We start from the raw sequence: 19484 nt of genomic DNA, 5'->3' as shown, positions 1-19484 counted from the left end.
GTGAATTTTTTAAAACTGACAATTGACAACAAAGTGGATTCACTGCAAAACAGATTGACATTTAAAATTGGCAAAAAGAACAACATATCGCCCTCAGAAGAAACTCACTTTTATAGACATTATAAAAGGGAATTTCCTGAATCGTGATGAGATTAAAATACATTACAGGTATTTTTTATTGTTGTTTGTATTAATGATGGCCATGATTTACAGTAATCATTTGGTTAATAAGAAGATTGAAATTGTCAATGCTCTTAAAGAAGAAACGGAAGAATATAAATCAAGAAACGCTTATGCACAAAGCAAGCTGATCAAAGTAAAAATGGAATCGGAATTGGGGAAAGAGGTTGCCCGCGACTCTTTAATGACTCTGGAAAGCCACCCCCACAAATTGCTCATAAAACTGGACAGTACGGATGCAAAAACAAAATGAATACGATAACAAGCGTAAGAAAACGCTACGTTGGGGCTACCTCTTTGCAGTGGTAGCTTTGTGCGTGTTTGTCATGTTTTTAGCAAGGATTGTGATCCTTCAGAATACGAATGTTCAGGAAATTAAGGACGATTACATTAATAAAAACTACCGCGAAGCCACCCTTAAAGCAGCACGGGGAAATCTGTTCGCTTCAGATGGCTCCATTCTCGCAACAACCGTCATGCGGTACGATATTTACCTTGACTTTAAAACAATGAAGGATACGGTTTATACCAATAACATCGGTGCGCTGACAGATTCTTTAAGCAAAATGTTCGGAAAGCCAAGAGGTGAGTTCAGGAAGAAGTTTGATGAACAGAGAAAAAAGAAAAACCAATACTATACGCTGGTAAGAGGGCTGGATTTTGATCAGTATGACAGAATCAGAAAGTTCCCGATTTTTAAAAAGGGAAAAAATAAAGGAGGCTTTATCGTTGACAGAAATTATAAAAGAGAGCTTGCCACTTCTGAAATCGGTGCCGGAACGATCGGAATGGACAATGGTGAATACAGTTCCGGACTTGAAGGTGCCTTCTCAAAATATCTAAGAGGAACTGATGGAAAACGACTTGAGCAAAGAATTAACTCATCCCAATGGAAGCCGATCGACTTTTGGAAAGTTAAGGAACCTATTGATGGTGAAGATGTTTATACTACTTTAGATCTTAGAATTCAGGATATTGCACACTCGGCTTTACAGAAACAGCTTATCAATTTCGAAGCTAAACATGGAACGGTTATCGTCATGGAAGTTGAAACCGGGAAAGTCCGCGCGATGGTCAATTTAAGAAGAAATGACGATGGAGATTATGTTGATTCTTATAATTATGCGTTAAAAGATAATATCGAACCGGGTTCCACTTTTAAAACCATTTCACTTCTTGCGGCAATGGACGATGGTTTCATTGATGAAAATACGACGGTCGATGTAGGAAACGGAATTTGGGTCTACGCCAAGCAAAGAATTTCCGACGGCCACGGCGGAGGTACCTATGACATCAGTGATGTTTTGGCTAAATCAAGCAACGTGGGATCAGCAAAATTAATCACAAAATATTACGCTGAAAAACCGCAGATTTTCCTCGATCATTTAAAAAGATGGAAACTCTTCGACAAAATGGATATCGAACTTCCGGGAATTACAAAACCGAAAATTGTAACCCCTGAAAACAAACGGTGGAACGCTGCAACTTTAGCATCAATCGCCTACGGATATTCTTCAAATATCAACTTGCTGCAACTTGCAACTTTCTATAACGGCGTTGCCAACAATGGTACAATGCTTAAGCCACTATTCATCGATAAAATCATGAAAGACGGGAAAGTATCATACACGGCAAAACCTGAAGTAATGGTCAACAGAATGGCTTCTGAAAAGGCAATCAAAATGATGACTCATGCTTTAACGAAAGCTGTAGAAAAAGGAACGGCAAAAAGTATTTTTACACCTAATTTAAAAATGGCAGGAAAAACGGGAACGGCAAGATTCGAATATTGGCTTCCTGGCCCAATGAAGTACCGAGCATCATTTGCGGGCTTCTATCCTGCTGATAATCCGAAGTATACATGCTATGTAATGATCAGTGAGCCGAATACGGCAAAAGGATTTTATGGAGCAACCGTAGCGGCACCGGTGTTTAAAGAAATCGCAGGGAAAACATTCCTGAAAACACCTCAGAATATTGAAAGAGAAATGCTGGTTGACAAAAAGGTAAACCTTAATAAAATGGTTGAGCCTAATGTAAAAGTAGCAGTTAATAATAAACAAATGCCTAATGTTGTTGGATTGATCGGTAAAAACGTGATTCCGCAGCTGGAGAATTTAGGATATCGTGTTGATTTTAAAGGAGTGGGAAGAATTAAAGAGCAGTTTCCACTGGAAGGCACCATGATCAGTAAAAATCAGAGGATTTATTTATCTCTGCAAAATTAAAAACAAAGAGAATAGGATAAAATCCTATTAAAAAATAAAAACATGCAATTAGTTGAATTATTAAAAAGAATTCCAGTTTTAGAAATTCATGGTGATGAAAGCCGTGAAGTTTCACAATTGGTGTTCGACAGCAGAAAGGTTACGGAAAACTCCCTGTATATCGCAGTGAGGGGAACGGTTGCGGATGGACATTCATTTATTGCATCATCAGAACAGAAGGGAGCCAAAACAATTGTCTGCGAAGAGTTTCCCGACAATTTAAATGAAGACATCACTTATGTAAAAGTAAAAGATTCTTCTAAAGCGTTGGGACAGCTTGCTTCTAATTTTTACGGAAATCCTTCAGAAAAATTAAAATTAATAGGAGTTACAGGAACAAATGGAAAAACCTCTGTTTCTACCTTACTTTTTGATGTTTTTAAAAATCTCGGATATGACTCTGCATTGCTGTCTACGGTAGAAATAAGAATTGCAGATCAGGCCATTCCGGCAACACATACGACTCCTGACGTTATTACCATTAATAAAATTCTGGCTCAGGCGGTAGAAGAAGGATGCGAATTTGCCTTCATGGAAGTAAGTTCTCACGGGATTGCCCAAAACAGGATCGAGGGGCTGCATTTTAAAATTGCCGGTTTCACCAATCTTACTCATGATCATCTGGATTACCACAAAACTTTTGATGAATATTTAAAGACCAAGAAAAGGTTTTTTGATGGGCTTGATGCTGAATCCGTTGCCATCACCAATATTGATGATAAAAACGGAAACGTGATGCTTCAGAATACAAAGGCAACAAAGAAGTCTTATGCTCTGAAAACAATGGCCGACTATCACGGACGGTTACTGGAGGTGGATTTTAACGGAATGCTGTTGAATTTCAACGGGAAAGAATTCTGGACGACCCTTACAGGAAAATTCAATGTTTATAATTTGCTGCTTGTTTTTGGTATTGCTTCTGAGCTGGGCTTTGAACAGGACGAAATTCTGCAGGCGATCAGTCAGTTGAAAAGAGTTTCCGGAAGATTTGAAACATTCAAATCAGACGGTGGAATTTTTTTCATCGTGGATTATGCCCACACGCCGGATGCTTTGGAAAATATTCTCGACAGTATTAATGATATCAGAACTAAAAATGAAAGACTGATCACTGTTTTCGGTTGCGGAGGTGATAGGGATCATGCAAAAAGACCTGAAATGGGGAATATTGCTACGAAAAAATCGACATTGGCGATCATCACTTCAGACAACCCAAGAACGGAAGATCCGGTAGCCATTATAAAGGAAATCGAAGCAGGCGTTGAACCTCAGAATTTCAGTAAATACACTTCGATTCCCGATAGAAGAGAGGCTATCAAAATGGCCATAAAATTTGCCGAGCCAAAAGACATAGTACTGGTAGCCGGAAAAGGACACGAAACCTATCAGGAAATTAATGGGGTAAAACATCATTTTGATGATAAAGAGACAATCAATGAGCTTTGGAAACTAATGAGCAAGTAAATATAAATGCCAAAATCTGCATAGTTGTAGAGGAAGCAGATGAAACAGTATTTTGGCTGGAAGTAATTCAGGAAGTTAATATAACTTCAAAAATAATGATAGATGAACTTATGAATGAGTCTTTAGAGATTTTAAAAGCAACATCAACTTATAAGAACAAATTGAAGAGTAAGATTATTTAATAACCATAAGATATCAATCATCAATTATCAACCATCAATAATTAAGAAATGCTATACTATCTATACGAATATCTCACCAACCACGGCATCCATGTTCCCGGACTTGGATTGCTGAAATACATCTCTTTCCGTGCAGGAATGGCGGTTCTTTTTTCTTTAACCATTGCTCTTGTTTATGGAAAAAGAATCATCAACTATCTCAGAGAAAAGCAGATGGGTGAGCTGGTACGTGATCTTGGTCTGGATGGGCAAAAACAGAAGGAAGGAACCCCGACAATGGGAGGGCTTATAATTATTCTGGCAACCCTGATTCCTGTATTGCTGTTCACAAAAATCACCAATGTGTATATCGTTCTTCTGATTGTTTCAGTACTTTGGATGGGAGCGATCGGCTTCCTGGATGATTATCTAAAGAAAATTAAAAAGAATAAAGACGGTCTCAGCGGTAAATTTAAAATAGTAGGACAGGTTGGATTAGGGTTAATTGTCGGAGTTACAATGTATTTCCATCCCGATATTACGGTTAAAAGAAAATATGCAGATGCTAAAGTGGTAAACCGCAACAACGTAGAGCAGAACTTCATGCCTACCGAAAAAATTGCTATTTCCACCGTGCCTTTTGCTAAAAATAATGAATTCGACTATAGCGGAATACTGTTTTGGATGAATGATAAAGATGCTCACGAATGGGCATGGATCGTTTTTATTCCTATCGTTATCTTCATTGTAACAGCCGTTTCAAATGGTGCCAATATCACTGATGGAATCGATGGCCTAGCAGCTGGTACAAGCACAGTAATTTTGCTTGCCCTTGCCTTTTTCGCCTATGTGTCGGGTAACATCATTTTCGCAGATTACCTCAATATTATGTTCCTCCCGAATATGGGTGAAGCAACAATCTTCATTGTCGCGATGGTAGGAGCCGTAATTGGCTTTTTCTGGTACAATACCTATCCTGCCCAGGTTTTCATGGGAGATACAGGAAGTTTAATGCTGGGGGGCGTAATTGCTGTTTTAGCTATTATTTTAAGAAAAGAATTAATGATTCCCGTTTTATGCGGAATCTTTTTAATAGAAAACATTTCTGTAATGTTACAGGTAATTGTTTTTAAATACAGAAAAAGAAAATATGGGCTGGAATATGCCCAAAACAATAGATTATTCAGAATGTCACCACTACACCACCATTATCAGAAAGGCGGTTTTCACGAAAGTAAAATCGTTAACAGAATGATAATTATAGGGGTTATGTTGGCAATTGTATGTCTCATAACATTAAAGATGAGATAAACCGGCAGTAGATTATAAGTCGTAACAGTTAGTACACTTTATAATCTACAGCATAAAGCAAAAAGTATGAAAATAGTTGTTTTAGGAGGAGGAGAAAGCGGTTGTGGAGCTGCTTATTTGGCTAAAAAACAAGGTCTGGACGTTTTTCTTTCAGATAAAGGGGCCATTAAAGACCATTATAAGCAGTTTCTTACAGACAATGAGATTGAATTTGAAGAAGGAAATCACGATGAAGAAAGAATTTTGAATGCAGATTGGATTGTCAAAAGCCCTGGAATTCCCAAAAAGGCGGAAATTATCCATAAGATTCATGATAAGGGGATCAGGCTTTCGTCCGAAATAGAATTTGCCTCGGAATTCACCGATGCCAAGATCATTGCAATCACAGGAAGCAACGGAAAAACAACCACCACCTCTCTGATCTATTATATCCTCAAAAATGACGGATTGAATGTAGGTTTAGGAGGAAATATCGGATACAGCTTTGCCAAGCAGGTTGCCGATGAAAAATATGACTATTATGTATTGGAAGTGAGTTCTTTCCAATTGGATGATATTCAGAATTTCAGACCATATATTTCTTTATTGCTGAATTTGTCACAGGATCACCTGGATCAGTACAATTACAATTATGAAGAATATGCTTTGGCGAAATTCAGAATTGCAGAAAATCAGGAAAATGATAATTTCTTTATCTATAACAAAGATGATGAAATGAGCAAAAATATCCTTGAAAAGCTGGAGATTAAAGCGAAAATGATTCCTTTCTCCACCAAAGAAAAACTCAATGAAGGAGGTTTCATCGATGATGATCGTATTGTGGTGAAGATGAAAGATGAATTCTCAATGAAAATTGAAGAATTGTCGCTCTTGGGGAATCATAATGTGGCCAACAGCCTGGCAGCTTCAATTGCAGGTAAGATACTGGAAATCAATAATGAAAGTATAAGGAATTCATTAATGACTTTTCAGGCGGTTGAGCACAGATTAGAATTTGTCACTGAAATTGAAGGTGTAAAATACATCAATGACAGCAAAGCAACCAATGTAAACGCCACCTATTATGCTTTGGAAAGCATGAAAAATCCGACCATTTGGATCGTTGGCGGATTGGATAAAGGAAACGATTATACCGAAATTGAAGATTTAGTTAAAAGAAAAGTAAAAGCGATTGTTTGTCTGGGTATTGATAATGAGAAAATTATAAACTTCTTTAAAGACAAGAAAGAATTTATTTATGACACCTCAAGTATGGAGGAAGCCGTAAAAATATCAAAATCTTTAGCTCAAAAAGGCGACACCGTCTTACTTTCCCCATGCTGTGCAAGCTTTGACTTATTTAAAAGCTACGAAGACAGAGGACAACAATTTAAACAGCAGGTTTTAAAAGCCGATAGCAATTAGCTAAAAGCCAATAGTATTAAGTATGAACGAACAAGACACAGAAAACAGATTTGAATTCCTGAAGGGTGATAAAGTACTTTGGATGGTCATTCTTGTGATCTCCATTTTCTCTATTTTCCCAGTGTATTCTGCGAGCTCAAATCTGGAATATATCGTCAACAACGGGACCACCACAGGTCACGTTATCAAGCATATGTTCTTTGTTGTCTTAGGGCTCGCCATCATGAGAGTAGTAGGAATGGTGAAATATGAATACATCGGAAAGCTCAGCAGTATCCTGCTAGGTTTAATGATTATTTTATTGATTGTCACCATGTTTACCGGCCAGACCATCGACGGAGCCAGTGCTTCCAGATGGTTAAAGATTCCCGGAACACCGATATCATTCCAGCCCTCTTCATTTGCCTTCCTGATGCTTATTATATATCTCTGCAGATATTTAACCAAGAAGATAACAAGAGAAAGGCTTCCGATTGAGAACATTATGTACATTTTCGGACCAATCTTGCTGGTTTTCGTTCTGGTGGCAAAAGACAATGGTTCAACGGCATTAATGATTTTAATGGTGTCCATTATTGTGTTGATCATCGGACAGCTTCACTGGAAATATATTGCAGGATTTATATCCGCATCATTTATAGCGATTGTTTTGTTTTTAATCATTGCTTTAAACACAAACCTTATTGGCGGAAACCGTGTACACACCTGGATGAGCCGTATTGAAACATTTACGTCAAGCAAAGCCAAAACAGCAGATGTTGACGATGAAAGCGTAAAGGCCAAAAATTACCAGGTGATGCAGGCTAAAGCAGCGATTGTCCATGGAGGAATTACAGGTATGGGACCAGGGAAAAGCGCTTTGAAGCAAATGCTTCCACAGTCTGCCTCCGACTTTATTTTCGCCGTAATTGTTGAAGAATATGGACTTATCGGAGCTGCTTTTCTCATCAGCATGTACCTGATCATGATGATAAGAATTGTGATGATTGCCAGCAAGATGCCGGCTTTTTTCGGATCGTTGCTCGTGCTCAGTCTTGGAGTGATGATCTTTGTGCAGCTTTCCGTAAACATCGCGGTAGCTGTTAATCTGATTCCGGTGACTGGTCAGCCATTACCGTTGATCAGCTACGGGGGAACATCCATGCTCGTTACCTACTTACAATTGGGAATTATTTTAAACATAAGCTCCCGAATTCAGATTTATGATGAAGAAGGATTAGGTAAAAAGCAAAGTGTGGCCGAAATAAATGATATTGCTTAATGATAGCAGGGAGTCCCGAAGGGACGACATAAATCAGGATAGGATGTAAATCCTATCTAAAATAAAATGAATCACATAGAATTTGATTAAAAAATAAAAAATGGACAATCAATCAGTCAATAGCCAAAAGCCAAGGGCAATCCGCGTTTTACTATCCGGCGGAGGAACAGGAGGACATATCTTCCCGGCAATTGCTATTGCAGACGAAATCAAGAAAAGATTTCCGGATGCAGAATTTTTGTTCATTGGAGCCAACGGAAAAATGGAAATGGAAAAAGTTCCGCAGGCTGGTTATAAAATCGAAGGAATTGATATCGCCGGAATCGACAGAGGAAATATGCTGTCAAACTTAGGGTTACCTTTTAAGATTTTAAAAAGCTTATCCAGATCTAAAAAGATCATTAAAGGTTTCGCTCCTGATTTCGCCATAGGAACAGGCGGTTTTGCAAGCGGCCCGGCTTTATATGAAGCAAGCAAACTTAGAATTCCGATTTTTATTCAGGAACAGAATGCACACGCAGGTGTAACAAATAAAATTTTAAGCAAAAAAGCAAAAGCCGTGTTTACCGCCTATCCAAAAGTGGAAGGTTTTCCGGCAGAAAAAATAAAGTTTCTGGGTAATCCTATCCGTGAGAATACTGTTTCCGGAATGCAGGATACTGCTCATGCAAAAGAAAAAATGGGACTTGATAAAGACAAGCTGACCATTTTATCAGTCGGCGGATCTTTAGGTTCAAGAACATTAAATAACGGCTGGAAAGAAAATTTAGAGAACCTAAAGGAAAAAGGTTATCAATTGATCTGGCAGACCGGAAAACTGGATTATAGCGAACTATCTTCCAGCCTCCAGCTTCCAACTTCCATCCAGCTAAAAGAATTTATCAAAGACATGGAAACCGCTTATTCTGCGGCAGATGTCATTGTCTCAAGAGCAGGGGCCATTGCCATTTCAGAGCTGGCAGTAGCGCAGAAACCTGTTCTATTGGTTCCATTTCCTTTTGCAGCGGAAGATCATCAGACCAAAAATGCAATGAACCTGGTGGAAAAAAATGCTGCCAGAATGGTAAGGGATTCCGAAATGAAAGACCGGTTCTGGACCACACTCACAGAAATCTGTGAAAATGAAGAATTAAGAAAAGAAATGTCGGAAAATCTTAGATATTTTGCCAAACCCAACGCCGCAAAAGAGATTGTAGACGAGATTTTTAAAATAATTGAATGGTGAATACAATTAATTTAATAAAAATAGAAACTAAAACTCTATTTGACGATTCTTTAGAAGAGTTAAGAGATTTTTTAGACAGACATAAGCCAGATACAATTATGGTTTATAATGAAATATCAATGCAAAGTCATAATTATCATAAAAAACTTATAGATATTTATTCAAAGTATAATCTTAAAGAGGGTAGTGAGTTAGATATTCAAAAACAAATACTAGAAAGACAAATTTCTTTAATTGATGATTACTTAAATTTTGGTAACAAGAGTAGAGAAACTATTGAAAATTATTTTTTAAATAAGAAAAATGAATAATTTAGAAACATATCAGAATTTTTACTTCGTGGGGATCGGAGGTATCGGGATGAGTGCTCTGGCACGGTATTTCCATGCTTCGGGCAAAAAAGTGTCCGGGTATGATAAAACCAACACCAAGCTTACGCAGGCTCTGATGAACGAAGGAATTGATATTGTTTTTGATGATCATATTGATGAAAAAATTACCGCTCTTCAGAAGGAAGACACATTGGTAATTTATACACCGGCGATCAAAAAGCTTGGAATTTTAGATTATTTTAATGATCATCAGTTTGAAGTTCTCAAACGGGCAAAAGTATTAGGGTTAATTACAGAAAATACAGACTGTATCGCCATTGCAGGAACACACGGAAAAACAACGACTTCTACATTGGTTTCTCATCTGTGTAAAGAAGCAGATTTACCGTTCTCCTGTTTTCTGGGCGGAATTTCTGAGAATTTTAAATCAAACTTTCTTTATAACGGAACGAAATATTCCGTGGTAGAAGCAGATGAATATGACAGAAGTTTCCTCAATCTGTCTCCCGACTGGGCCGTAATAACGTCGATTGATGCAGATCATCTCGATATTTATGGAGATAAAAATACCATTGAAGAAGGGTTCAGGCAGTTTGCCGCATTGGTTCCGGAAGACAAACAGCTTTTTGTAAGAAAAGGAATTGACATCGGAAGATCTCATCTTACCTATGCTGTAAACGAAGAGGCAGATTATTATTCCGATAACCTGCGCATGGAGAATGATACAATCTATTTTGATTTCCATACTCCTGAAGAAACGGTAAAGGATTTCGCATGGGAAATTCCGGGAATTCACAATGTAGAAAATGCAACTGCGGCGTTGGCGATTCTTCACAAATTAGGAGTGGATTTTGAAACTCTTAAAAAGGCAATAGCCAATTTTAAAGGTATTAAAAGAAGATATACCAAACACAGATATGATAACGGGAAAATCTATATTGACGATTATGCTCACCATCCAACAGAAATTAATGCGGTAATGAGCTCAATCAGGACTTTTTATGCTGAAAAGAAACTGCTGGTGGTTTTCCAGCCGCATCTGTTCAGCAGAACAAGAGATTTTGCTGACGGTTTTGCAGAAAGCCTGAGTAAGGCCGATGAATTAATCCTACTAGATATTTATCCTGCAAGAGAGCTTCAGGAAAACTTTGAAGGAATCACTTCAGAATGGCTCTTGGAAAAAGTGAATTTAAATAAAAAGGAAGTTTCAGCATTACATGAGGCTTTCAATAAGATAAAAGAAAAAGAATTTGACATCCTTCTCACCGTAGGCGCAGGAAATATTGATACCCTGTATGATCCTATCTGCGAGTGGATGAGTAAATATTAATTTGATAAACGCAACGAGCGCAACGAAAATTTATATAACCCGTATAAAATCGTTCGCAAAGGCGTTTCACTCAGCGAATGATAGCAGAAAATATTATTTCGGAGTAAATTAAAAACACACAAATGACAGAAAATGAATTATCAAATATAGTTTTTGATGCAGGGATGAAAGTGCATCGAAAACTTGGAATAGGACTTTATGAAAATGTGTATGAGCAATGCTTAATTTATGAATTGAAAAATTGTGGACTTAATGTTGAAAGTCAAAAGGACATTAGTGTCAATTATGAAGGTTTGATAATTGAGAAGGCATTTAGAGTTGATTTATTAATTGAAAATAAAGTAATTATAGAAATAAAAGCAGTTCCGGAAATTAATAAGTATCATTTCTTTCAGCTTCTTAACTATTTAAGAATTACAGAAATGAAATTGGGAATGATTTTAAACTTTCATTCTACCTTATTTAAAGATGGAGTAAAAAGAGCAGTAAATAAATTATAAAAGCTTGGTTTAAAACACCATAAATAAAAGTATAAATATAGTATAATGTTTTCGGCTATCATTTGCTGAGTGAAACGCCCTTGCGAGCGGAAAAATAGGAGAGTCATTAAAGAACCTAGCGAACGTAGCGTTTAAAATGATAGTTAAAAAAGAAGCCATTTAGAATAGAAATAAATGAAAAATAAATACAGAATATTAAAAATTGCCGTCACAGTAATCATTCTCGGATTTCTGCTGAGCTTCTCATTGAAGAAATTCAGTGGGCAGAAGATTACAGACAATAAAATTTCTGTAAAGATGAGTGAGAAAACGCCAGTCTATTTTATTGATGAAAAAGATATCCGAGAGATTGTAAAAAAAGAAAATCCATCCGGAAAGGTGGGCGAACTGAATATCCCGGCGCTGGAAAAGAAAATCAATGCCCTTCCGGCGGTAGACAGTGCCAATGTGTATCTGAATCTGAATGGCAAGCTGAATCTGGATATCAGACAAAGAGTTCCTGTGTTCAGGCTGAACAAAAATGGACAGGACTTTTATGTAGATGAAAAAGGAATAGAATTTCCAATTTCTAAAACGTATTCTCATCCGTGTATGCTGGTAACGGGAGATGTACACAAAGATGAATATAAGAAGCTGGCTGAGCTGGTGGAGAAAATTGATAAAGATGATTTCAGCAAGAAATATTTTATCGGAATATCGAAGGATAACGGTGATTACAACCTCCTGACGAGTGAAGGAAACTACAAAGTGGAAATCGGAGATCTGGATAATATTGAATTTAAAGTAAAAGGTTTTAAAACATTTGTTGAAAAATATCTGGTATATCAGGATCCTGAAAAATACAATATGGTATCTGTGAAATATCAGAACCAAATCGTAACGACTTTAAATCCTTATTTTAAAGAAAACGACAGCATTCTGAAAGAAAGAAATAAAGAACTGGCCAAAGCTCCGGTTATTGCGGTGAAAAAAAACGACGATAAACCCAGACCGGCTGAAGTAAAAAAGACAACTAAAAAAATAACCTCCTCATCAAAACCAAAAACAGTAACCAAGCCAAAAGAAACCAAAAAAACAGAGAAGAAACCAACGGCAGAAAAGCCGCGAACAAAGGCAAAAGTTAAAATAGAATAAAAATCAAATCGATATAACAAATGGAAAATCAAGAGTATTCAGTAGGTCTGGACATCGGGACGACGAAAATCGTCGCGATTGTCGGAAGGAGGAATGCACACGGGAAGATAGAAGTTCTCGGTGTAGGGAAGGCTAAGAGTCTTGGTGTTCACAAAGGTATTGTGAATAATATTTCGCAGACCATTAATTCAATCAAGGCTGCTGTGGCTGAGGCACAGTCCAGCGCTGGAGTGCCGATCCGTAAGGTGACGGTGGGGATTGCCGGAAAGCATATCCGTTCGCTGCAGCATTCCGATTATATTATGCGTGAACATCCGGATAAATTCATCACAGATGATGACATTGAAGCATTGAAAGATCAGGTCAAGAAGCTGGTCATGCTTCCCGGTGAAGAAATTATCCATGTACTTCCTCAGGAATATAAAGTAGACTCCGAGGGTGAAATTCAGGAACCTGTCGGCATGCACGGAAAACGTCTGGAAGCCAACTTCCACGTTGTCGTGGGGCAGATGGGTAGCATCCGGAACATTGCAAGATGTGTGCGTGAGGCAGGCCTTGAAATGGAAGCCCTTACTTTAGAGCCCTTAGCATCTTCGGAAGCGGTATTAACGAAAGAAGAAAAAGAAGCGGGCGTAGCCATCGTCGATATCGGCGGCGGAACAACGGATATCGCTATTTTTAAAGACAATATCATTCGCCACACCTGTGTAATTCCTTACGGTGGCGGTATTATTACAGAAGATATTAAAGAAGGCTGTTCGATCATCGAAAAGCATGCGGAACAGCTGAAAGTAAAATTCGGATCGGCGGTGCCTGAGCTGGAAAAGGACAGCACCTATGTGACCATTCCGGGACTTCACGGCAGACCGGATAAGGAGATCTCTCTGAAAACCCTTGCGCAGATCATCAATGCCAGGGTAGAAGAGATCCTGGAAATGGTGAATACGGAGCTTAAGGCGTACGGCGCATTCGAGCAGAAGAAAAAGCTGATCGCTGGCATCGTGCTTACCGGAGGCGGATCCAATCTGAAGCACCTTCGTCAGCTGGCCAATTATACCACCGGTTTCGACAGCAGGATCGGTTTTGCCAATGAATATATAGCGAACGATAAAAATCAGTATCTTAAAGGACCTGAATTCGCGACTTCCATCGGATTGCTGATGGAAAGTTTAAAGATCAGGGACAAAAAGCAGAATGCTGAAACCCAGGAACCTGCTCAGGAGACGGAGATGAAGGCAGAAGCACAGGTTGCAGCCACGGAGACCGTTCCGGAGCCTTTGCAGCAACAGGCAGAAGCTATTCAGCCCGAGCAGCCCACAGCCGATCTGCAGTCCAGGAAAGCGGCAAAGCTGACTTTCGGACAGTCGCTGATGGAAAAAGTGAAAAAATTCTTTGAAGAAGTAGAATAAATTATAAATGATGGATTGATAAGCGATAAATGATCTTTTCCTTATCAATGATCATCAATCAATTATCAATTATAATTATAAAAAATATAGTTATGGAAAATATAGGGACACAGGGGTTTTCGTTTGACTTGCCAAAAGGAAATTCATCAATAATAAAAGTAATCGGTGTTGGAGGCGGCGGAAACAACGCGCTGAAGCACATGTACGAAAAAGGAATTCACGGGGTAGATTTCGTGATCTGCAATACAGATGCCCAGACGTTGGATAATAACCCGGTTGCCAACAAAGTACAGTTGGGAACCACCATTACGGAAGGTCTTGGGGCTGGGGCAGACCCTGAAGTGGGAGAGAAATCGGCTATCGAAAGCATCGAAGACATCAAAGCTGCGATGGGACAAAACACCAAGATGGTGTTCATCACGGCCGGAATGGGCGGTGGTACCGGAACCGGTGCAGCTCCTGTAATTGCCAAAGTTGCCAAAGATATGGGGATTCTTACCGTAGGGATCGTTACCGTTCCTTTCAGCTTTGAAGGAAAAAGAAGACTGGAACAAGCCGAAAACGGACTTGATAAATTAAGAAACAATGTAGACTCGCTTATCGTTATCAATAACGATAAATTGAGACAGCAGTTCGGAAATCTTGGCTTCAAGCAGGGATTTTCAAAGGCCGATGAAGTATTGACTAATGCTGCCAAAGGAATGGCTGAAGTAATTACCGGTTACTTTGATGTAAACATTGACTTTAGAGATGCTAAATCTGTGCTTCAGAACTCAGGGACGGCATTGATGTCTACCGGAGTTGCTTCCGGAGAAAATAAAGCGGAAGAAGCCGTTAAAAAAGCATTAGACTCTCCATTATTGAATGACAATAAGATCACAGGAGCTAAAAATGTACTTCTCTTGATCCGTAGTGGTGTAGAAGAGGTGACTATGGATGAGATCGGTGTGATCATGGATCATATCCAGAAAGAAGCAGGAAACACGGCAGATATCATTTTCGGGGTGGGTTCTGATGAAGAGCTTGGAGATTCTGTAAGCGTTCTTGTCATCGCTACAGGTTTCTCAAATGACAATAAAAAATTCTCGGGACCTACAGAGAAGATTAAGATCAGCCTGAACGATAGCTTTGACACTCCAAAAGAGTCGCCTTTTAAGACAAGACAGGAGAGAGAAGAAGTGCCTGAACAGGGCTATGATTTTGGTGGGAAAAACCTTTTCAGACTGGATGACGAAGATAATGATGCCCCATTCTTCAGCTCGTCTTCTGAAAAAAAAATGACTATTGAAGAAGAACCTGCAAGAACGGAAATAAAATTCACTGACAGAGAAGAAGATACGTTACATACACCGGAACACAGCTGGAGAAATGAGGAAGAAGAATCGTTCAGCCTGTTCACTCTCGATGATGAGCAGGAAGATGCGAATGATCTTGAAATAGAATCCTTCAAATTTGATTTCGACCATAAGAAAGATGAGCCACAGACAGGAGGTTCTTCATCAAGTTCTTATTCGGAAGAAAAACCCATCGAGTTCAGCTTTTTTGTGAATGAATCTAAAAATAACGAACCAAAGTCTGACTTTGGACAGCCAAAAGCTGAATTTACCTCTTCAAGCGAAGTAAACCAGCTTACTGAAGAGCCGCTTCAGAAAGTGGAGCATTTCTTTCAGCATCTGAAAGAAGAGCCTGTCATCGAAACCAAAGCAGAAACGGAAGCACCAAAGCCTGCAGAGGAAGAATTCACGTTTGTGAATAAAACAGTAGATCAGGAAAGAGTGATGGAAAGAAGAAACAAGCTGAAAGAGTTCAATTCACGTTACCAGAGCTTCGACAGCTCCAGCGAGTTTGAATCTGTTCCGGCTTTCAAGAGAAAGAACATTTCGATTGAAGGAACCAATGCTTCAGACCAGAACATCAATACCTACCTTTCTGACAACAATGGAAACATGCAGATCAGAGAAAACAGGTTTTTGAATAAAGATGTAGACTAAATAATGTAACAGTGTAAAAATGTATCAATGTAACAATATGTAGCTATGATGCTGAGCTTATCGAAGCATTATTGGTAAACTGCTACATTGATACATTGTTAAATTAATTAAAATGAGTTTAGAAAATACCATAAACGAAGCAATAAAAACAGCAATGAGGGCGAAAGACAAAGTGGCTTTGGATTCTCTTCGTGCTGTAAAATCACAGATATTGTTGCTGAAAACGGAAGCTCCCGGTACGGAAGTGACCGAAGATAAAGAAATTGCCATCCTTCAGAGAATGGTGAAGCAGCGTAAGGATTCTTACGATCAGTTTACTGCGCAGGGAAGAAATGACCTGGCGGAAGTGGAAGAAGCTCAGATGAAAGTCATTGAGCAGTTCCTTCCAAAACAGCTCTCTGCAGAAGAGCTGGAAGCTGAAATCAAAAACATTATTGCCGAAACAGGAGCCGAATCACTGAAAGATTTAGGTAAAGTAATGACAGCAGCTTCAAAATCTTTAGCCGGAAAATCAGACGGAAAAAGCATTTCCGAGACGGCGAAAAGGCTGCTTTCTTAGTTGTTGGTTGACGGTTGCTTGTTGACAGGCCTTAAAACCATCAGCTGTCAACCAAAAACCATCAACAATTTTTATAAGGATATTCAACCTTTGCATATCGATTTGATTAAAGAAGCCCGAAACTGAAAAGTTTCGGGCTTCATTTTATTTTTAATCCTTAGTAAGAATTCAAATCCGGGTAGGGCTGAACACTTTAATTCCGAGGGAAGATGTTAATACTTTTTTCATGGTATTGTTTTCAGAATCATTTCAAATATAATGATTTTATTGATGCAAGCCTCTTAAATAAGCATAATTTTTAATTAATTTAACAATATGGCAATGTATTGATGTACCAATATATCAATATAACAATGTACCAATGTAGCAGTTTACCAATGAATTCGACAGGCTCAGCATGACAACGTATTGTTAAAGGGTACATTTTTACACTGCTAGGCTAATTTACCAATGTATCAATGTAGCAGTTTATCAATAATGCTTCTACAGCTCAGCACGATACTGTATTGTTACATTGTTACATTGTTACATTTTTACACTGTTACACTTATCTATATGTCAACCTGACTTTTCAATGATCTAATATCGAGGAATAGAGATCGATTTGTTGATTTTAGCTTCATAAGTCTGATCAAAATAACCGCTCAAAGAGATAATCTTATTATTATCCATCCTGTTGATGTATTTCAGGAACATTTGTTCTGTAGAATGTCCCGTAGCGTCCATAAGAAGAGATGTTGGTATCTTGCCATAGAAATTGGTGGCGAAGCTCCGTCGTCCAATGTGGCTGGTGATGACTTCCCATTTCTCCGTTAAGACCGTTTTCACCCTGTGGCCCATTCTTTTTTTAGCTTTTATCTGATAGCGTAGACCTGCTAATTTCGCAATCTGCTTAATCTGACGGTTATACAGGAAAGCATCAATCGGTAGCGGGAAGTCACCTTTGTTTTTTCTGACGATTTCCATGACGGCAGGATGCAGCGGAAGCATAATTTCTTTACGCGTTTTTTTCTGAACGAACGATACACAGACAATGCCATTAATTTCAATAAGCTTTTCACGGGTAAACTCCATAAAGTCGGAGATTCTCTGGCCGGTATAGCAGCTGATCAGCAGCCAGTTCCTTGCTGCCTCCAGTTCATCCGGAACATTACAGTCTTTAATGCTTAATATTTCATCTTCGGAGATGGTAACGACCTCACGGCGCTGACCGTCTCTTCGTAGTTCGAACTCACGGACAGCTGTTCTGATTCCTCTTCTTTCGGCAAAGTTGAGGATGGTTTTTACAAAATTAATGGTACGGTAGATAGTGTTTTCGCTATATTCTTCGGCTCTTCCGAAATCGATAAAGTCCTGGACAAATTCATAGTTAAGATCCTTTATCATCAGCCTTTTGGTGATGGAACCCTGGTAGCGTTCCAGAAATCGGAAGAATACCATATATCTTTTGAAGGTGGAGTTGCAGATGATATGACGACGGGAAGTGATGTATTGCTGGATGAAGTTGAGAAAAGAATCTTCCGGGTGGCTTACGTGTTTTTCAAGGCTTATGGTTTTGATGATCCTGGCAATTGTACGATGGGAAACTTCTCTATGTCTGTTGTTATTATAATGCTCAAGAATGCGGAGTCTGATGGCGTCTAATTTGCTATTGATTTTTTTACTTCTTTTTAGATACAGGTTTTTAGGTTTTTGCATTTCGATATCCCACTCTTCTTCTTCAATTCTTAAGTAGGTTCTGAAACGTGTTTCGGAGTTGGTTTTTTCATCAGTTAGGTAAAGGTGTAGATCTTTTGATTCTCCCTTTTGAGGCAAAAAATACTGGATGGTCATAATCTTTTAGTATAAAAGTTTTTTTATACTAATTTAACATAAAAAAGTAGTCAGACCTAGACTACTTTTTCTGTGACAAATGTAAACAAATTATCATTATTTCCAAATAATAATCCTTTGTTTTTTAGTATGTTAATTAATTCAAAGGTATGCATTTAATTAAAAATGGCACAATTCAGGGGCAAAAAAACTAATCTGATTTTTACTTAAAAATCGCAAATAAGGTTGATGTTTAGGATATTGACTTTAAAAGTAGTCTAGGTCTGACTACTTTTAAAGCACAAAAAAGATGAAAAAACTTTTCATGATAATCCCTGAAGTCCCTCTGTTCCTACGTTTTTGCGCAAGGATGATTTGCGTTCAGGTATTTTTTATGACAGTTTCCATCAGTTCGCAGACTCCTTTTTCTGACTCCGATTCTATTATTTATATTGCTGATGATGCCTATCTGTATGCAGACCGGGAAACGATCGCAATCATTACAGATTCTGAAGAGGAGAAATTTTCCAACAGCACGCAGCCTACATACCATCAATCTAAAGTCTTACCATCATCAAAAGCAGCCGCTGCAACAGCTTGTGCATCAGGCAAAAGAGAGCAGTCATTTCGGTTTATAGCTCCTGTGAACAGTCAGCAGTTCAGCAGTACCGGAAGTTTCTCTTCACAGGCTGTTATGGGAGTCCCCTCCTCCCGCAAGCTGCTTTACCCGATGATGAATCCTGTATTTCCTCAGCCCCGCGGCATAACACTGGATAAAAAGAAACCTTTGTGTATTGCTTTTTATCCTTTCAAGATAAATCAAATGATCGCCAACCAATTCGGTCGTCCTCCACCCATACTTGCTTTTTTATTAAATACGAATTATTTAAACACAAATAAGCACAAACATCTATGCACGAATAGCACAAATGATTTACACTAATAACACGAGAACCCTAATGCACAGGTCACTTCCCACTCCGTTTATCATCCGGTAGGGATCTCAGCAAAGCATTTTCACACAACATTTGTGAAATTAGTGTCCAACCATTAGTGCCATTCGTGTTAATAACAGCTTATCTAACATAACTATTAAACACAAATAAGCACAAATATCTACGCACAAATAGCACAAATGCTTTTA

The 19484-nt window shown here is 38.5% G+C and carries 17 protein-coding genes; 16 read left to right on the top strand and 1 reads right to left on the bottom strand.

The genetic code is table 11. The features are described 5' to 3' along the window. Positions 1-67 precede the first annotated feature (67 nt). The 15 genes from BMW64_RS18195 to BMW64_RS18125 all read left to right on the top strand — a co-directional run bounded on the left by BMW64_RS18195 (position 68) and on the right by BMW64_RS18125 (position 16528). The gene (locus BMW64_RS18195; protein ID WP_090001746.1) at positions 68-433 is read left to right on the top strand and encodes an FtsL-like putative cell division protein; all 366 of its coding nucleotides are present in this window, start codon (positions 68-70) and stop codon (positions 431-433) included. Then, a complete protein-coding gene (locus BMW64_RS18190) occupies positions 417-2408 on the top strand; it encodes a penicillin-binding transpeptidase domain-containing protein (RefSeq protein WP_090001744.1) in 1992 nt (663 codons plus the stop codon). The genes BMW64_RS18195 and BMW64_RS18190 overlap by 17 nt, the downstream gene beginning before the upstream one ends. A 42-nt stretch (positions 2409-2450) precedes the next feature. Then, a complete protein-coding gene (locus tag BMW64_RS18185) occupies positions 2451-3911 on the top strand; it encodes a UDP-N-acetylmuramoyl-L-alanyl-D-glutamate--2,6-diaminopimelate ligase (RefSeq protein WP_090001742.1) in 1461 nt (486 codons plus the stop codon). Further along, on the top strand, positions 3890-4093 hold the full coding sequence (locus tag BMW64_RS18180; RefSeq protein ID WP_090001740.1) for a four helix bundle protein: 204 nt from the start codon (positions 3890-3892) through the stop codon (positions 4091-4093). Before BMW64_RS18185 ends, BMW64_RS18180 begins: the two co-directional genes overlap by 22 nt. A 48-nt stretch (positions 4094-4141) precedes the next feature. Continuing rightward, complete coding sequence (gene mraY / locus BMW64_RS18175; RefSeq protein WP_090001737.1) at positions 4142-5383, top strand: phospho-N-acetylmuramoyl-pentapeptide-transferase; 1242 nt, start codon at positions 4142-4144, stop codon at positions 5381-5383. A 66-nt stretch (positions 5384-5449) separates the two neighbouring features. After that, a complete protein-coding gene (gene murD / locus BMW64_RS18170; RefSeq protein WP_090001735.1) occupies positions 5450-6787 on the top strand; it encodes a UDP-N-acetylmuramoyl-L-alanine--D-glutamate ligase in 1338 nt (445 codons plus the stop codon). Between the two features lie 22 nt (positions 6788-6809). After that, entirely contained in the window at positions 6810-8048 is a 1239-nt protein-coding gene (locus BMW64_RS18165) for an FtsW/RodA/SpoVE family cell cycle protein (protein WP_090001733.1), read from the top strand. 100 nt (positions 8049-8148) lie between these two features. Next, the gene (gene murG, locus BMW64_RS18160; RefSeq protein WP_090001731.1) at positions 8149-9273 is read left to right on the top strand and encodes an undecaprenyldiphospho-muramoylpentapeptide beta-N-acetylglucosaminyltransferase; all 1125 of its coding nucleotides are present in this window, start codon (positions 8149-8151) and stop codon (positions 9271-9273) included. Next, positions 9267-9584, top strand: coding sequence for a hypothetical protein (locus BMW64_RS18155; protein WP_090001729.1), 318 nt, complete (start codon positions 9267-9269; stop codon positions 9582-9584). The genes murG and BMW64_RS18155 overlap by 7 nt, the downstream gene beginning before the upstream one ends. Further along, positions 9577-10935: a UDP-N-acetylmuramate--L-alanine ligase gene (murC, locus tag BMW64_RS18150; RefSeq protein WP_090001727.1), complete on the top strand. Its 1359-nt coding sequence runs from the start codon at positions 9577-9579 to the stop codon at positions 10933-10935. Before BMW64_RS18155 ends, murC begins: the two co-directional genes overlap by 8 nt. Positions 10936-11057: 122 nt before the next feature. Beyond that, positions 11058-11435 carry a GxxExxY protein gene (locus BMW64_RS18145; protein WP_090001726.1) on the top strand — a complete coding sequence of 126 codons (378 nt, stop codon included), beginning with the start codon at positions 11058-11060 and terminating at the stop codon, positions 11433-11435. A 174-nt stretch (positions 11436-11609) separates the two neighbouring features. Further along, complete coding sequence (locus tag BMW64_RS18140) at positions 11610-12569, top strand: cell division protein FtsQ/DivIB (RefSeq protein ID WP_090001724.1); 960 nt, start codon at positions 11610-11612, stop codon at positions 12567-12569. A gap of 20 nt (positions 12570-12589) precedes the next feature. After that, positions 12590-13978 carry a cell division protein FtsA gene (gene ftsA, locus BMW64_RS18135; protein ID WP_090001722.1) on the top strand — a complete coding sequence of 463 codons (1389 nt, stop codon included), beginning with the start codon at positions 12590-12592 and terminating at the stop codon, positions 13976-13978. Positions 13979-14070: 92 nt separating this feature from the next. After that, positions 14071-15969, top strand: coding sequence for a cell division protein FtsZ (gene ftsZ, locus BMW64_RS18130; protein ID WP_090001720.1), 1899 nt, complete (start codon positions 14071-14073; stop codon positions 15967-15969). Between the two features lie 112 nt (positions 15970-16081). Beyond that, positions 16082-16528: a GatB/YqeY domain-containing protein gene (locus BMW64_RS18125; protein WP_090001718.1), complete on the top strand. Its 447-nt coding sequence runs from the start codon at positions 16082-16084 to the stop codon at positions 16526-16528. A gap of 579 nt (positions 16529-17107) precedes the next feature. Here the strand turns inward: BMW64_RS18125 and BMW64_RS18120 are convergent. Continuing rightward, entirely contained in the window at positions 17108-18361 is a 1254-nt protein-coding gene (locus BMW64_RS18120) for a site-specific integrase (protein ID WP_090001716.1), read from the bottom strand. 289 nt (positions 18362-18650) lie between these two features. Between BMW64_RS18120 and BMW64_RS18115 the strand changes: the two genes are divergently transcribed. Beyond that, positions 18651-19283: a hypothetical protein gene (locus BMW64_RS18115; protein WP_143052728.1), complete on the top strand. Its 633-nt coding sequence runs from the start codon at positions 18651-18653 to the stop codon at positions 19281-19283. Positions 19284-19484: the final 201 nt, after the last annotated feature.

It is taken from the genome of Chryseobacterium taichungense, assembly GCF_900109935.1.
Taxonomy (GTDB): Bacteria; Bacteroidota; Bacteroidia; order Flavobacteriales; family Weeksellaceae; genus Chryseobacterium; species Chryseobacterium taichungense.
Note: the sequence above shows the minus strand (reverse complement) of the source record. Positions and strands in the feature narration are given on the sequence as shown.